Source organism: Bacteroides intestinalis, assembly GCF_003464595.1.
Lineage (GTDB): Bacteria > Bacteroidota > Bacteroidia > Bacteroidales > Bacteroidaceae > Bacteroides > Bacteroides intestinalis_A.
The window spans coordinates 63,779-80,519 of sequence record NZ_QRZF01000009.1 but is presented as its reverse complement, the minus strand read 5'-3'; the positions used below and the strand labels follow the sequence as shown (position 1 = coordinate 80,519).

Below are 16,741 nucleotides of genomic sequence, written 5' to 3'. Positions count from 1 at the left end.
TTATTTTATGACGTATATGATGTTTAATGCTACTTTGGTAGGGCCAATGTAGTTCTTGTGTCCGCTATCGAGTTTGCTTCCGCATTTTCCGCAGTTGTACTTATCGTAGTCTATGCGGGCATAGCCTACACCAATTTCAGCTTCCATACTCCAACGCTTGTTCAGTATCCATTGGTATCCGTATGAAATGCCGGCTCCATAAATGTTGCCTTGGTAGCGTTCGTGTCCCAAACCTAAAATGTTGAGGTTGCTGATATTTGCTTCTGCATAATGGGCATGGACGCCAAAGAAATGTCCATAGAAGCGTTCGCACAGCCAATAACGTAGTTCGGGCTGTACCAGCCAGTGCTTGATTTGTTTGTGATCCGAGAATTTCCAAGGATTGTAGTTACCGGATACATCAAGGGTTAACTTTTTGGAGAGTCCGACCTCAAAACCAAGGTTGGCTGTCGTGGTTGCCCAATACAATGCATTGGTTTTTATTGCAAATTTAGGCATGTAGTGGCTCTTATCTTGCCCGTACATACTGTTGGTGTATGTGAACATCAGGGCTGCCAACAAAAGGAATTTAATAGTTTTCATATTTTCATTATATTATATTATCGTAAAACAATAGCCGGATTTTGCAGTAACTCTTCCACTTTGTATGTGGCGGAATAGCCATAGTTTCTCAGAGTGAAAGTAACTACATCATTCAATTTGGCTCCGGCGTATATAGTAGTTGAATAAGTACTGGTCCGGCTGGCTGTAAAACCAGCTGCAATGTCGGTGTCCGATGAAGTTACGGTATAACGGGGGATATTGAGCAAACCGTTATTCTGATAAACCTGTATCGTATTTCCGACAGTTACTGACTGTGCCAGGATATTCTCAAAGCCAATGGTCGTAGGACTAAATCCGGGAGCAGATATTATCAGTTTTTCACTACTTAAAGCCTTTTTTGAAGTAAACGTAACGGTTTGTCCTCCTGAAGGCTGTGAAGTGTAGGTATATTGATAGCCACCTGCAACTGCTGTCCATCCGCTTTGGGTGGTTTGCAGATTTTGAGTTGCAATAAACACCGTTAACGGGTATGTGGGCGGATAGTCCGGATATGATGGAATAGTAAACATAAAGCTGGCTGTATTGTTCACACCATAGTTCACCGTATTGTTTCCATTGACAGAAACGTTGGCAAAATGCCGTGCTTTTACTACTACACTCTTTGTCTGGAAGATTTCATTGGCAATCAGAACTGTTTCATCACTATTCTCAAGACTGGTACGGAAATTCAATACTTTAGTTCCGGGGCCGGTAGCCCAATAAACATATTGATACCCACCGTTAGTATATTCCAATTGTAGGTTCTTGTTCGGTTCTACCGGATAAAGGTTGGCCGTAGTAATGGTACACTTCAGCGGATACAGATAGTAGGGAATTGCTGAGGGTATTGTAAAACTCAGTGCTACATCCTGATCACGGGCAGTGTATATTTCGGGTGATAAGCCGGCGGGATCGAACGAATACAATGCGCTGGATATAACTGTGATACTACGCGAAAGTACTCCTGCCTTGACGGTGATTGTCGCTTCGTATTGCCCTGTAATAATACGGGATACATCGGCAGAAATATTACCGTTTCCGTCATAGGCCAGGTTGTGAAGTATACTTCCCTGGTCTTCTGCTATAGATACACTGATCTTTGAATTATCGGTTACGCCGTTCACTGTATACTGGGCTGATACTTTCAGGGTACCTGCCTGAGTGAACAGGAAATGCAGATTGCTAACCGTCAGTACATTGTTGTTATTGTCGGAGATAGAAGGAGATTCCTTGAATATCTCGGCATAAATGTTATTGGAAGGTTCCGACGTTTTTGCATCTGCAAATTCAGTACTTCCGTTTGCGCTTTCACTAAAAGATTTTATCACAATCTTATAGTGATAATTCCTCATAACCGGATAGGGGTTCTTATCTGTATCGAGAAGTTGTATCTTATAATAAAGTTCCTCAGTTTTTCCTGCCAATTTCCCTTTGAGGATGATATATGTCTGATCGTTGGAGAAGTTTTCATTCTCGAACATATATTTGGGCTCCATATTACAATCAGCAGCGTTCTGGTCAGTCTTGGAAATAGGATTACGTGGCAAGGTCGGTTTACCGTCTATTAACGTGAATGGAGTGGTAGGAGCACTCGGATTGAATGGAGCTACGGTTCCGCTACTTGTATAGTTACAGAGCGCATATCCCGTTACTTCAAAGTTGGTTGCTTCATTCTCAACGGTTACTTTGGCCAGGTTACGGTAAAGTGTGACATTGGGGCTGTCGCTGGGTGAAGAGATTGTTTGTCTTCCCCAGAAAACTAAATTACTGCTACTCAATGAAGGTATTATTTCCCTTTCATCTTTTTGCATGGCGGCACGTTCGTCAAAACTATCCCATTGGGAATAGTTGGCAATGAGGTGAATGATTCTTGAATCATCGGGAATGTTTGCCTGGAATGTTCCGGTACCATTGCTATTACTGCTCAGGAGGGAGGCATGAGCCCGTCCAATGAATAGTCCGTTGGTATCGAAGGTCATTAACCAAAGGTCATTAACCGCATTTTCATTTATGGCGGCACGAGTGCGTACAGAGGTATACTCAGGCATATTTACCGAGAATTGGAAGACGGTCTTATCGTTATTTCCGGTCGGTGGATTGCTGAGGCTATCTTCATCGGTGCATGAGGTCAGAAGAAGACCGAAGAGTGCTATAAGGTAGGCTAATCTTTTCATACTTTTCTAATTTTAATTCATCAGTACTGTTTATCGAATGTCGCGTACGCATCGAACAGATGCATTCAGGGGACTGAACTTTCCACCTTCTCCGACACGGGGATCCATAAAATTAACAGCACCGTTGGCATTTGAACTCCAATAATAATTTCCTTCGAGGATGCCTTTTACTTCACATATCCGGATGTTCTGTAAGACATCTATCAGATATATCTCTGCTTGCGTAGGCATACGCCAGTCAGAGTAGGTTTCTCCGGTGGTGGCATCCCGTTCTACATAATCCCGGCATTTAGCTCTTGATACGGTGTATGTGTCTGCTGTTGTCGTACCATGTTGTGAAGCAAGCATGAAATGCGGAGAAATCCTCCGGTTGTTTTCTTCAGTATCTATGGCAGCGTGTTCACTGTCGGTCAATGGATAACCGAGTACGGCATTATCGCGTATATAGGAAGCATAGGATGCACCTAATGTGGGATTGGCTGCATAATGGGAATATCCGCTACCGAAGTCTTCATCAAACTCATCCGGATTGGGAAGAGTAGAGAAATCAGCAACGAAAGAGTTCATTATATACATCTTTGTATTATTCTGTCCCTGGCTTCCACCGGGAGCATCAGCTGAGATATCGGCCCCGATATAAAGAGCCGGATATTGGGAGACAGTAATATTTTGAGTGAGTCCGGCACCATTTGCTACCTGAAAAGCTATATCCTTAGCTAAAAAGTTTTCAGGAAGTGGACTTGTTATAGTTATGTTGCCGGATTTTGCATTTGGGGTAACGGTAATATTTACCTCTTTTCCTCCGTTGGAAACTGCTGTCCCATTCACTGTAATCTGCTTAATCACTACGTCCGGTGTGGATGACTGGAAGGTAGTGGTAAACTGTGTACTGTTGGGCATAGATATCTTGGTATCTTTTACATAGATGAAGTTAATACCTTCTACAGAAACAAGTACTTCATGGGTACTCCAATCTTGTATAGTATATCCGGCATTCAACTGAACTGCGGAATGCGGATCGGTATCACCGTCCTTGTCTATGTTCACACGGATATCATACAAGCGGTTACGTTCCAGTTTATAGAGGCTTTCCGCTTGGTTTGTACTTCCGTCGGGTAGACGATAGTTTACTGGAATTTTGTAATAGTTCTGGTCTATGGTATTACCACCGGCATCCTTTACCGGGACGTTGATGAGCACATAAGTCTCCTGGTCTGTATCTTTCGTCCAGTCGTTGGCATAGGAATAAAGAATGAATTGATTGTTGTTACCTGCACCCGTATTTTGTTCCGTAAATGAGTTCATGCTCTGCAGATTAGGAATGTCTATATTTCCATCTGCAATGGATGAGCCACTGGCGGCATAGTTAACCATCTTTTTGGAAGGTATTCTATTGTCTATGGAGGTGTAACCGTTCATGTAGTTCAGGCTTATTCTTATTTTTGCGGCAGCACGTTTGAGAACGACAGGAATTTCTTTGTTGATAACGACTCCGTCATTCAGTACCATTGTTTGTTTGCCATCCATTAAGAAAGCATCCTGTTTCCTATCAGCATCCAGAGTAGGAGCGGCAAGTGCTTTCAGTTGTGGGAGAGACAGACCTGTAGTTGGAATCGTCTCCGTACTGTTGGCTACTACATAAATAGTATGGTTGGTATTTAGATCGAATTTCTCCTGTTGGGCAGTCAACATAGCTACATGTTCCTCCGTTCCGGTCAGTTCGGGAGAAAACGTGAAATGCTGGTAGAACAGACATTCATCTGCACCTTTACGGTATATGAAAACATCCAATGATTTTATTGTATTCTCATTGAGTGCCTCTTCACCCGGTTCTTCTGTTGCACGTGAAATAGCGGAACTGGGCATAGATAGTTTTAGAGTAATTCCTCTTGCCGGTTCTATTCCTGTTGATTCTATCGAGGAGTCATCATCGCAAGAGGTGAGACCCCAGAATAATGAGAGTATCAACGGGAGAATATATAGTTTGTTTCGTTTCATAATTCATCTTATTTATATTCGGTTTGACTGATTAAGATATCCGTATCACTGTCGCCCGGAAACTGGCGGGTACCGTTGCTTTGCTTCGGATTAATTTTGAGTTTGACACCTCCTACAGTTATATAGAAGTAAGTACTTTTGGGATTTCCGGCCCATCGTTTGGTGGCTCCTATTTTTATAGTATAAGCTTCACTACGGGATATACCTTGGGATACTGCCTGAACTCCGTTTATGGCGTCGTTGGTACTGAACGTAAAATCAAGTCCATTGCTTAAAGTGGCTGTCCACATAGCGCCTGCAGGGGCTGTCAAGCTAAAACTGTAGTTGGCATAAGAGGTCTCATTATGAGCTTCTCCATTTGATATATATGGAAATTGTACGATGCCGGTTGTGGCTCCGGTATCATTGCCATTATAGGGTTGAAGCTGATAATCATCATCTGTAACTGCTTGTCCGATTTCAGAATAGGTGATATCCCATGGATAAGGAGTTGTTTTTACTATTAACTGGTTATCCGGATGGTCGAGCATGGCTATGACACGGTAGACCGTATTATGTAGCAAGCTGTATTTATGGTTTGTCTGCCCATTGTCGGTTAAATACCCTTTGTAAGTGTAACTTGTTCCATCAAAAATTGCCTTTATACGGAGGTAAGGAGTGTTAGCATCTGGTATACCACCGGGAACCATATTCCGATAGGTATAGAATGAAGCATGTGCATTTGCCGGTACTATGCCTGATAAATCGGATGGCATGAGCTGTAGAGGTGTCCCTCCAAGAAATTCCTGAGAGCTATTCCGCAAATTTGCAGGTGTTGGCGTAGTTGTTGACTCCAAACTGCAATTGGTATTGAGTACTTGGTTTATAAAATCGATGGAGGTGACCGCTACGTCTGTCTTCTCTAACTCCCGGTTCTTAAACATATAGATATCTACTCGTGCTGCAAGCCGCTCCATAGGAACTTCAGCAACAACATATTCACTATTGATTGCAATTTCCTTTTTCCCAACCATCAGAAGATTGTTATCAGCAAAAATAGTACCGGATACAGTCAGGCCCTCTATTTGCTGCAACGTAAGTTCAGTGGTGATAGGAGTCGAAAATGTTTTGTCCGGATCATTGTAATTAGCAATTGCGTAAATTACCTTCGTTTGTGGGGATACATTCGTAGAACGTGAAAACTCTTGTAGCTTTTGCGGAGTAAATTCCGGAATCAATTCCGAATATTCACGGCGCTCGTCTGCTTTATTGAATATATAAAGAGCCAGACTTGAAAAACTACCTTCGTCTCCATTAATCAAGGCTGCGTTTGCTGAAGTTGTTTTGATCAGGAAACTTAGTCGGGCTTGATCGTTGCCTGTATCGGGTAATGAGGTCTCGTTTTCACTGCATGAATACAGCAAGAATGTCATTACAAACAGCTGCAAGCATATCCGGTATTTTGTTTTTAGCTTCATATATATAGGGGATTATAGCCCCGGTCTGATCACTTCTTCGTCCCAGGGTTTTACTGTGATGGAGGTTCCATTGAAGCGGATGCGGATACCCACTGTAGCTTCATTGATACCATCTACAGTAATATTATTGTCTTTCATGAAGTCCTTCAATTGCATGGTGTATAGTTCCTTATCGGTTTGGTTATCTTTCAATCGGAGAAATACTTCATTATCATTATTAAATCGTAGTACGTTGAACTTAGCTCCAAACTTTTGTGTGTTTGAATCGAAGTTAATCAACGGGAAATAAGAGATATGTTCGTTGGAAAACGTTTTGGTGAAATCCACTGTTGAACTTAGGTTACCCATTTCCATTCTGATGGGTAGAGTCGTCTCACGGGTATTACTGACTTCTAATCCTTCCAGTTCTATCTGCATCTTTATATGTGCACTACCGAAGAAAACAGTATCAGTTTTATATCCTTCATTGGCGATTGTTATTTCTCTTTCTCCAAAATACAGACTGTCATTGGTTGATATCAATTCTTTTGTGAAATAATGAGGTGCCCCGACTATACTGTTTTGTAGGGTGGAACCATCATTTATTCTCGTGTCGTTGAGTGAATTTCCCCAACATACTATGTGATATTGCCCACTTGGCAAGTTTAAGGTAGTGCCGCGTTGGCGGTTCAGTTCGTTTTTGTTAAGTACTGCTTTTTGTATGCACACATTATCCTGATTGTATACATACATATCTACCTTATCTATTTTTTGCGGAAAGATTTCCTTTATACCATCACCCAGGTAGCTGAAGTATAGAGTTGTCTCACAATCGTCCAGATCTTCTTTTATGCATCCTGTTACTGTTGCCAGTAACAAGATGTATAGAATTATGTCCTTTCTCATGTTCTTTATTCAGATTGATGATGAGGCTTATTGTTCCAGATCGAATCCCGGAGTAATTGTTTGCTCATTCCACGGGGCGATTGTAACATGTACCAACACATTATACTGTATATTACCTAAATCATTATCCAGCATTGGTATAAGCTCGATTTCCATGTTGTAAATTGTTCCGGATTTAAAATCTGCGGCAGTCATTTCCGTATTTACCTCTTTATAGTACTTTGTCAGGTTGGCAAAGCGGACGCTGCTTGCTAATCCGGGGTTAAACACTTCAGTATCGCTTGATTTAAAATCGGTGATATTTAAATCAGAAAGATCTATATGAAGCTGTGGCATAGCTGTACCCGGGAAGAAATTAAAACCATAACATTTGCCTGCCAGATCTAATGGTAAATTACCATAAGTACCGTCTGCATTATAAATATTGTAACTGGCGAATGATGCTGCATCTATAATAGGATTGGTGTCGAAGGTCCACATTCCATTTTGGATGTGTTTCTCAAACGTAGAATTCAAGAGCAGATTATCCATTGTTCCCGGAAGGTTATAGGTGTTGTAGAAGTTATTCATATATATACCTTTTACATTTCCTGAGAAACCTGTCCAGGTGATCGTTGCTTTTTTGTCTGTTCCATCAATGTTTCGGGTAAAATCGAAACTGCCGGCATTCTTAAATGAAATCTTTGTGATTTGCAGGCGGGCAACAATAGGGGCTATCGTAATTTGTGCAGTATAGGTCTTTCCTGCGGTTGGAGTAGGATCGATTGGTTCATTTTGAATCGGTGTCAAATCATCGTCCATACCATAATATAGTACTCCACTACCTTGCTGATCTGCCAGTTTGGTATTTATCACATTGTTATTTACGGCATTTCCCGGATTTCCGTAAACATACACTTTAGAGACTGACTGGGGGATATTGATAAACTTCAATCCTTTAGCCGGATCAGTCAGTTTATTCCAGTCTGAGTTGAGAACTGCATCTTTAGTAACTGACTTGGAAGTAATGATCTTACCACTGGCGTCAGTCAGATTGATTAATACACTGTTTACATTTGGTGCATTTGCTATGATGATATCTGATGGAGAAGAAGCTCTTGTTTCTATTCCACCAAGTGATACTGAAAGGGATTTTATTTCATTCTGTGAAATGGCGATATCATCTTCTTTGTCACTGCAAGAGAATAATAGCATACTTGCTACTCCTGCCAATAATAACTGTTTAATTTTCATGTCTTTAAATAATAACTGTTTATAAATATTCCCAATGCTTTGTTTGTTTACGTACGTCTAGTTGGGATCATTACAACAATGGTTGCATAGGAAAGTTTTGAATGCAGTTACTATTTTCTACTGGAAATAATCAAAAAAGGGATCTTTTTATGAATTTTATCCAATATTGTATTCGTTACAACTTTTGTTAACTGTGCCAGATGAGTTAATCTTCTTTTGAAGATATTGCGGCAAGTAAATATTATGCCTGCCTAATACTGTAATATCATAAAATAAGTGTTGCTTGAAAAGTTTGTGAATCGGGAGATGAAAGCAACTTTAATCACTTTACCTGATTACCGCCCCATAAGCACAATGATATTTTGATAATTTGTTGATATTTATTGACTGTAATAGGGCGTTTTGTAACTCCTTGATTATTAGTCTGATATGACAGACCCTATTCAGTATACGACAGAGCCCTATTCAGTATACGACTGAATGGCATTCACTATACGACTGAATTAGGTTCAATATACTACTTTTCTTTAACCATATGTTATTTGTAAATAATATGTGATATTATTCTGTCCTTGTCGTAGTTCATGACCGTACCGTTTTAAATGAAATATTAGTTTTTCGAAATAGAAGTATTGTTTTTAAAGCCCAATTTGCTTAATGTTGAGAAATGTATTTACTAAATAAGGACTGTTCGGTAAAGTTTGGACAGATTGGATATTTTATTAATTTTCTTTTGTTGACGTATTGCAGTGCCCAACAGTGCGTCAATTTGTGGGAACTACCTTGATACGTAGTCCAATAAGTAATTTTATGGAAATATACTGTAGTTTAAGATTAAGTGTTTAATAAATATAATTTTATTAATTTTCCTGATTCTTTATTGTCTCTATTCTTTTTTTATTTAATTTTGTCTGCACTATTTTATGTGGGAATTAAACTCAAACCATAATAAATAACAGATAGCTATGACACAAATAATAGAATTACAAGGTACGGAGAAACGGTTGTATCAACTTGTAGCTCCTTTAGTAATGAATCCGGAAGTCTTAAAACAGAACTATAATTATCCTTTCCGTACGTCGGAAAGTTTTGTGTGGTTTGTTGCAGTGGATGGAAAAGAAGTTGTAGGTTTTATACCGCTGGAGTATAAAAAGCGGGAAGCAGTTATTAATAACTATTATATAAGGAATAATAATGCAGAAGTATTAAAAGCTCTTTTGGAAAAGATCATAGCCAAAATGGATGAAGATAAACAATTGAGTTCAGTTACATTTGTAGAGCATCAGGACATATTTAAGGAATTAGGCTTTTCAGTAGAGAAAGAGTGGAAGCGCTATGTGAAAATGAATAAGGAGAATTAAAAATGGGGGAGGCTCAAAAGAATGTATATGAATTAGCACAAGAACGGCTACATATTATATTTAAGGAGTTCGATAACATCTGCGTGTCCTTTTCCGGAGGGAAAGACAGTGGTGTATTACTGAACTTGTGTATCGACTATATCCGGCGCAATAATCTCAAGCGGAAACTTTGTGTTTACCATATGGATTATGAAATCCAATATAGCATGACAATTGATTATGTAGACCGTATTCTGGAAGCAAACAAGGATATTCTGGAAGTCTACAGGGTATGTGTGCCTTTTAAAGTCACCACTTGTACATCTATGTATCAGAATTACTGGCGTCCCTGGGATCCGGAGATGGAAGAAATATGGGTGCGGCAGATGCCAAAGGGAAGTATGGACGTAAAGAGCTTTCCCTTTTATACCGATGCAATGTGGGACTATGAATTCCAAATGCACTTTGCCAAGTGGTTGCATGAAAAAAGAGATGCGGTTCGTTCTTGTTTTCTAATCGGTATTCGTACACAGGAGAGCTTCAATCGCTGGCGCAGTATTCATCTTGCGCGGAAATATCAAATGTATCACAACTATCGTTGGACTTCTAAGATAGGAAACGATATTTTCAATGCATATCCTATATTCGATTGGAAAACGACGGATATCTGGGTAGCTAATGGAAAATTCGGATGGGATTATAATCATTTATATGATTTATATTATAAAGCTGGCGTTAACATTGAACGTCAACGTGTAGCAAGTCCATTTCTATGTGAAGCTCAGGAAAGTCTCCGGCTTTATAAAGTGATTGATCCTGCTACCTGGGGTAAGATGGTGGGGCGTGTGAACGGGGTGAACTTTACTGGAATTTATGGCGGAACACATGCTATGGGATGGCAAACCGTTCGCTTGCCGAAGGGGTATACCTGGAAAGAATTTATGCAGTTCCTGCTTTCTACATTGCCTGAGAGTACCCGGCGTAATTACTTGAAGAAATTGACCGTTAGTATTGAATTCTGGCGTACGAAAGGCGGATGCCTTAGTGAAGAGACCATTCAAAAGCTCAGGGATGCCGGTGTGTCGCTGGAAGTAGTGAATACTACTAATTACAAGACACATAAGAAACCTGTGAAGATGGACTATCTGGACGATATTGAAATTTCTGAGTTTCGTGAGATTCCCACTTATAAGAGAATGTGTGTCTGTATCCTGAAAAACGATCATGCCTGCAAGTATATGGGATTTGCCTTAAACAAAGAAGAAGCATACAAACGAGATAAAATAATGGAACAATTCAAAAATATGATGTTATGAGTGTAGATCAAAGTCCGGTATATGCTGTGAAAGCTGTACCTTTGGAAAAAATAGTGGCGAATGATTATAATCCCAACATCGTGGCGCCTCCTGAAATGAAACTATTGGAACTTTCTATTTGGGAAGATGGTTTTACGATGCCTTGTGTATGTTACTACGATAATGAAACTGACCGTTATATATTGGTTGATGGATATCATCGTTATAGCGTATTGAGAAGTTCTAAACGTATTTATCAACGGGAAAATGGCTTGCTGCCTGTAGTAGTGATTGATAAAGAGCTTTCTAACCGCATGGCGTCTACCATTCGGCATAATCGTGCGCGTGGCTCACATAATATAGAGTTGATGTGCCACATTGTGGCTGAGTTGGATAAAGCAGGCATGTCCGATCAATGGATTATGAAAAATATTGGCATGGATCGGGATGAATTACTCCGTTTGAAGCAGATTTCCGGTTTGGCGGATTTGTTTTCGGACAAGAGTTTTAGTATTCCGAACCCGGTTGAAACACCGGTTCCCGAAGAATAAAATGCTTAAAATGGGCATTTTTGTTTCTATTATGTTCTTTTGTTATCCTTAACAAGTGAAATATCCTGTTACAAACTTGCATAAGTTAACCAAATCTCCTACTTTTGCCAACATAAACAAACGAACAGGTTACATGTGTCTTCGGGCATTATAAAATTCTTACATGAAAAAAATATTGGTTAGCGGAGGTGCTGGGTTTATAGGGTCGCACTTATGCACAAGGTTAATAAATGAAGGGCATCATGTCATATGCCTGGATAACTTATTTACCGGTGCAGAAACGAATATAGAGCATCTGAAGAACAATTCTCATTTTGAATTTGTGAATCATGATGTAGAATTTCCCTATCTCATTGAAGGCCTTGATGAGATTTATAACTTGGCTTGTCCGGCATCACCGATACATTACCAATATGATGCGATCAAAACGATTAAGACTTCCGTACTGGGAGCTATTAATATGTTGGGATTGGCGAAGAAGACAAATGCTAAGATTTTACAAGCTTCGACAAGTGAAGTATATGGTGATCCGGTAGTACATCCTCAGGTAGAAAGTTATTGGGGAAATGTGAATCCGATTGGCATCAGATCTTGTTATGATGAAGGAAAACGTTGTTCTGAGACTTTGTTTATGGATTATCATCGTCAAAACAATATTCGTATTAAAATAATTCGTATCTTTAACACGTATGGCCCACGGATGTTGCCGAATGATGGTAGAGTAGTCTCTAATTTTGTTGTTCAGGCACTGCAAAACCATGATATAACAATCTATGGGACAGGGGATCAGACTCGAAGCTTTCAGTATATTGATGACCTGATAGAAGGAATGGTGCGAATGATGAATACAGAGGATGAATTTATTGGCCCGGTAAACCTTGGAAATCCGAATGAATTTTCCATTCTTGAACTGGCAGAGAAAGTCATTCAACTGACAGGATCTAAATCGAAGTTGGTATTTAAGCCGCTTCCGCATGATGATCCGAAACAGCGCCAACCTGATATTACGCTGGCAAAAGAGAAACTGAATTGGCAGCCAACAATTGAATTGGGAGATGGCTTGCAGAAGATAGTGGAATATTTTAAGGAATATCGTTATAGAAATTAATAGATAAACGGGAAAACAATATAGTATAAGATGAATATGGAAATAAATCCTTCTGAGTACAAGATTCTCATCGTTGACGATGTGATGTCCAACGTTTTGTTGTTGAAAGTACTCTTAACAAATGAAAAATTTGCTATCGCTACGGCAAGTAACGGTCGGCAAGCATTGGAGCAGGTAGATAAGGAAAACCCGGATTTGGTGTTGCTGGACGTGATGATGCCGGACATGAGTGGTTTTGAGGTGGCACAGCATTTGAAAGCAAACCCTAAGACCGCAGATATTCCTATCATCTTCCTGACTGCGCTAAACAGCACGACGGACATTGTAAAAGGTTTCCAGGTGGGAGCGAATGACTTTATCTCCAAACCTTTCAATAAGGAAGAGCTGATTATTCGTGTAACCCACCAGATTTCGCTGGTAGCCGCCAAACGCATTATTTTAAATAAGACCGAAGAGCTGCAACGTACCATTGCCGGACGTGATAAACTTTATTCGGTGATTGCTCATGATTTGCGTTCTCCTATGGGTTCTATCAAGATGGTGCTGAACATGCTGATACTGAATCTGCCGGCTGAGAAGATCGGTGATGAGATGTATGAGCTGTTGACAATGGCAAACCAGACGACAGAAGATGTATTCTCATTGCTGGATAACTTGCTGAAGTGGACGAAGAGCCAGATTGGTAAGTTGAATGTAGTATATCAGGATATTGATGTGGTAGAAGTTGTGGATGGAGTGATAGATATCTTTAATATGGTAGCTGGTCTGAAGAAGATTACCATCCGTGAAGAGAAACCGGAGAAACTGGCTGTATCTGCAGATATAGATATGCTGAAAACCGTGGTACGCAACTTGATAAGCAATGCTATTAAGTTCAGCAACGAAAATTCTGAAGTGTTGGTAAAACTGGAGGAAAAAGATGGTATGGCAGTAGTCAGTGTGCAAGATCACGGTTGTGGTATTGACGAAGAAGGACAAAAGAAACTGCTGCATACAGATACACACTTCAGTACCTTCGGTACAAACAATGAAGAAGGTTCCGGTTTGGGATTACTCTTGTGTCAGGACTTTGTAGTGAAGAATGGTGGTAAGCTGTGGTTTACTTCCAAAAAAGGCGAAGGTTCTATATTCAGCTTCTCACTCCCGTTGAAAAAGTAAATATTGTATTAAAGACAGACCGTCTGTTTCATGCAAACAGACGGTCTGTTTTTTTATCGCCTGCATAGCTCTCTGAAATCACAGAACTCACATTTCTTGGTATCTTCAGTTTGGGTGAAAGCTTCTTCCGGATTGTATATTTCTTGCAAAAGAGTTTGCAGACGTTCACGAAATTCATCTTCATAGAAAGCAAAGTTATTGACCGGTATCTTGGGTTGGCGTGCTTCTCCCATTTCAATAACAGGGGAATACGTCTCTGACGCTGCGCGATGAATATAAAGTAGGGAAGGGGCTACTTTCAATGACTGCTTGCGGCACATAATAGAAGCATACAAGAAAGTCTGGAAAATGTAATTCGGACGTCCGTCGGCAGGTGTGAATAGCTGCTTGATGTTTTCGGGTGTCTTTGGGCTACCTCCGGTTTTATAGTCTACTATACGCAAAGTGTCATCTTTGCTATCTATACGGTCAATGGTACCACCGATGTTCAATGCTAACTTTCCTTGCGGAGTTTCGATTTCTATAATTTCCGTTACCTTCTTTTCCATACCTTCCATAAAGAAAGGTGCATATTGCAGATCGTTGCGCAGCAGTTGGCGGAGATATGATGTGATTACTTTTGCATTGATAAGCTGCGTACCGTTATACTCCGGCTTTTCGGTGAGGGCTACGTGGAAGAACTCCTCTTTGAAAGCGGTATCTACATAGTTCTGCAATTTTATATCATTGCTCAATACTTGCTCCAAATCATCTTTTCGAATTTCTTTTCCGTTTGCAGTCAAATCTTTATAGACTAATTCGGCTGCACGGTGGAAGATTGTACCAAACAGAGCAGAGTCTATTTCAGCGCTTACCTCATCGGGAGCCTTTAAACCGGCTACATAGCGGTAATAGAATTTCAATCTGCAATCCAGGTAAGTATTAAGTGCTGAAGGTGAAAATAAGGATCGCGGATGGCGGTTCACATCATACCTTTCGTACATTCTTGTTATGATTTCCGGTGTTTTCTCAACGCTAATTTCTCTACCACTTTGAGGAGACTGTCCGGCTTCAAGGTATTCTCGTGAAATGGTATGTGGAGATTCAACAAGGAATTGCAACATGAAACGAGACATTTCTCTGCGATTCAATCCTTCCGAAGCAGTATTATATAATAAGGTGACATTTTCGGCACGTTGTATCAGGCGGTAGAAGTAATACGCATATACGGCATTCTTATGTTCGATAGTAGTCATGCCGAAAGCTTTCCTCAGATTGTATGGAATAAAGGAAGAATCACCACCTGCTTTGGGTAGTTGCCCTTCGTTGAGCGAAAGCATAATAAGATTACGAAAGTCGAGATTACGTGTTTCCAATACTCCCATCACCTGCATACCAATAGCAGGCTCGCCATGGAAAGGAATGTTTGAAGTGGCAAGTAATCGGCAGAGCAGACGTCTCAATGTTTCAATTTGTATGTTCAATTCTCCATTGTCAATCAGGTTCAGCAGACGGTTGATGAGAGTATAACTTTTAAATAGAGACTCCCGGTAAAGTTGGTTGAAGATATCATCTGTTTCTTGTTCTTGCTGATAGAGGACAGCAACTTCGCGTAACATCTCCGTGAGGTATTGACAAAGGGCTGAAATACCTGTTTTAGGAGTGAATACTTGTTCCAAAAAAGTATCTTGCTTTAGTTCGGAAGGTAAAGGGAAGAATCGGTTGTCTCTCGTTAATTGTTTCTCTAAACCTTCTGCAGAAGTGGAGAGCTGACGTGTATAGGGATGCTTTAGTACAGACTGTACAGCTTCGTATTGATAGCGTCCCGTATCTCTGCGATAACCTGTAGTCTGCAATTCGATGAGTGCACTGACGAAACTGTATACGGGTGTTTGTGCTAAAGGAAATCCCATGGTTATATTTACATTCTTTACTTCAGATGGAATGGAGTGAAGTACAGGTAGCAGAAGTGCTTCGTTACAAAGAACTACTGCATTTTCTTTCTCTTTCACAGGAGTCTCCGGTAGGCCTTTTTTCGTTACGGAACGTATCCATTCCGGTAGATAGCGTGCTTGTGCATTCTCAGTCGGAGCAGAGATGAAACGTACATTTTTAGGTTTCCGCAATGTGTCAAAAACTGATTCCGGCAATTCGTTGGGGAATATTTTCAGATTACGAAGAATGAATTCTCCCGCCTCGTGTGTGTAGGGAGGTGTATTTTCACGGGGCAGGCGGGTGTAGAAGACATCATAATCCCAATAAAACAATGCTTTTCCGGCCTCGCGCAAGCGTTCAAAGAACTTGGTTTCCACTTTGTTTAGTACGTTGAAACCAACAAAAACGTAATGCTCATACTTTAGTTTATCCGGCTGTAATTCCTCCATTACATAGCGATACATCATGCCTTCGTAAGCAATGCCGAGTTCTGCAAGATTGTGGCGGTAATGGTGATAGATATCGCCTAATTTATCCCATAAAGAAATGAATTTCTCCTTAAGCTGTGTCCGGCGTTCGATAGAGAAATTTTGGAAAAACTGACGAATGGCTTCTTCCTGCTCGGAGTCAAGGAAGTCGTAATCGTCCATTATATTTTTCAAATCCTGCAGGTTAGAGAATAACCGGTCAGCATCTACAAGATTCTTGTCCACATCGTCGAAATCACTGGTAAGTAATTCTCCCCAGAAGTAGAAGTCATCGAGTGTTTCTTCGCTGCGGGTTTCTTCACGGAAGACTTTATAGAGTTCGCATACCAACCGGATAGGGTCTCCGGATTTCCACGGGGAGAGTTGCCGGAACAGTTCACTGATACTGACATAGGCAGGCGACCATATGGGGCGGTCGCTTTGCATTGCCAGATATTCGTTAAAGAACAGGCTGGCACGTTTATTGGGGAAAACGATGGCTACTCTTGAAAGATCGTTTCCTATCTTTTGGTAAAGGTCTTGGGCTACTAATTGGAGAAATGTTTGCATACTACCGTT

The 16,741-nt window shown here is 40.5% G+C and carries 12 protein-coding genes; 5 read left to right on the top strand and 7 right to left on the bottom strand.

The features are described from left to right. Genes DWW10_RS13900 through DWW10_RS13875 form a run of 6 tightly spaced genes read right to left on the bottom strand, consistent with a single transcriptional unit; the run spans position 1 to position 8,329 of the window. Positions 1–582 carry a DUF3575 domain-containing protein gene (locus DWW10_RS13900; protein WP_118223601.1) on the bottom strand — a complete coding sequence of 194 codons (582 nt, stop codon included), beginning with the start codon at positions 580–582 and terminating at the stop codon, positions 1–3. A gap of 17 nt (positions 583–599) precedes the next feature. Further along, a complete protein-coding gene (locus DWW10_RS13895; protein WP_118421635.1) occupies positions 600–2,756 on the bottom strand; it encodes a hypothetical protein in 2,157 nt (718 codons plus the stop codon). A 30-nt stretch (positions 2,757–2,786) separates the two neighbouring features. Then, positions 2,787–4,754 (bottom strand): fimbrial tip adhesin FimD, encoded by a 1,968-nt coding sequence (gene fimD, locus DWW10_RS13890; RefSeq protein WP_118421636.1) that lies wholly within the window; start codon positions 4,752–4,754, stop codon positions 2,787–2,789. 8 nt (positions 4,755–4,762) lie between these two features. After that, on the bottom strand, positions 4,763–6,211 hold the full coding sequence (locus tag DWW10_RS13885; protein WP_118421637.1) for a DUF4906 domain-containing protein: 1,449 nt from the start codon (positions 6,209–6,211) through the stop codon (positions 4,763–4,765). Between the two features lie 12 nt (positions 6,212–6,223). Further along, on the bottom strand, positions 6,224–7,096 hold the full coding sequence (locus DWW10_RS13880; RefSeq protein WP_118421638.1) for a FimB/Mfa2 family fimbrial subunit: 873 nt from the start codon (positions 7,094–7,096) through the stop codon (positions 6,224–6,226). 27 nt (positions 7,097–7,123) lie between these two features. Beyond that, positions 7,124–8,329 (bottom strand): hypothetical protein, encoded by a 1,206-nt coding sequence (locus DWW10_RS13875; RefSeq protein ID WP_118421639.1) that lies wholly within the window; start codon positions 8,327–8,329, stop codon positions 7,124–7,126. Positions 8,330–9,294: 965 nt separating this feature from the next. On the opposite strand from DWW10_RS13875, the gene DWW10_RS13870 reads away from it, so the two are divergent. The 5 genes from DWW10_RS13870 to DWW10_RS13850 all read left to right on the top strand — a co-directional run bounded on the left by DWW10_RS13870 (position 9,295) and on the right by DWW10_RS13850 (position 13,781). Further along, positions 9,295–9,690 carry a hypothetical protein gene (locus DWW10_RS13870; protein WP_115501857.1) on the top strand — a complete coding sequence of 132 codons (396 nt, stop codon included), beginning with the start codon at positions 9,295–9,297 and terminating at the stop codon, positions 9,688–9,690. Between the two features lie 2 nt (positions 9,691–9,692). Further along, on the top strand, positions 9,693–10,985 hold the full coding sequence (locus tag DWW10_RS13865) for a DUF3440 domain-containing protein (RefSeq protein WP_118421640.1): 1,293 nt from the start codon (positions 9,693–9,695) through the stop codon (positions 10,983–10,985). Next, positions 10,982–11,515 (top strand): IbrB-like domain-containing protein, encoded by a 534-nt coding sequence (locus DWW10_RS13860; protein ID WP_007213864.1) that lies wholly within the window; start codon positions 10,982–10,984, stop codon positions 11,513–11,515. The genes DWW10_RS13865 and DWW10_RS13860 overlap by 4 nt, the downstream gene beginning before the upstream one ends. 163 nt (positions 11,516–11,678) lie before the next feature. Next, positions 11,679–12,623: a UDP-glucuronic acid decarboxylase family protein gene (locus DWW10_RS13855; protein WP_022393818.1), complete on the top strand. Its 945-nt coding sequence runs from the start codon at positions 11,679–11,681 to the stop codon at positions 12,621–12,623. A gap of 30 nt (positions 12,624–12,653) precedes the next feature. Continuing rightward, entirely contained in the window at positions 12,654–13,781 is a 1,128-nt protein-coding gene (locus tag DWW10_RS13850; RefSeq protein ID WP_022393819.1) for an ATP-binding response regulator, read from the top strand. A gap of 53 nt (positions 13,782–13,834) precedes the next feature. Here the strand turns inward: DWW10_RS13850 and DWW10_RS13845 are convergent, their stop codons facing one another. Next, a complete protein-coding gene (locus tag DWW10_RS13845) occupies positions 13,835–16,732 on the bottom strand; it encodes a PD-(D/E)XK nuclease family protein (RefSeq protein ID WP_022393820.1) in 2,898 nt (965 codons plus the stop codon). Between the last annotated feature and the right edge of the window lie 9 nt (positions 16,733–16,741).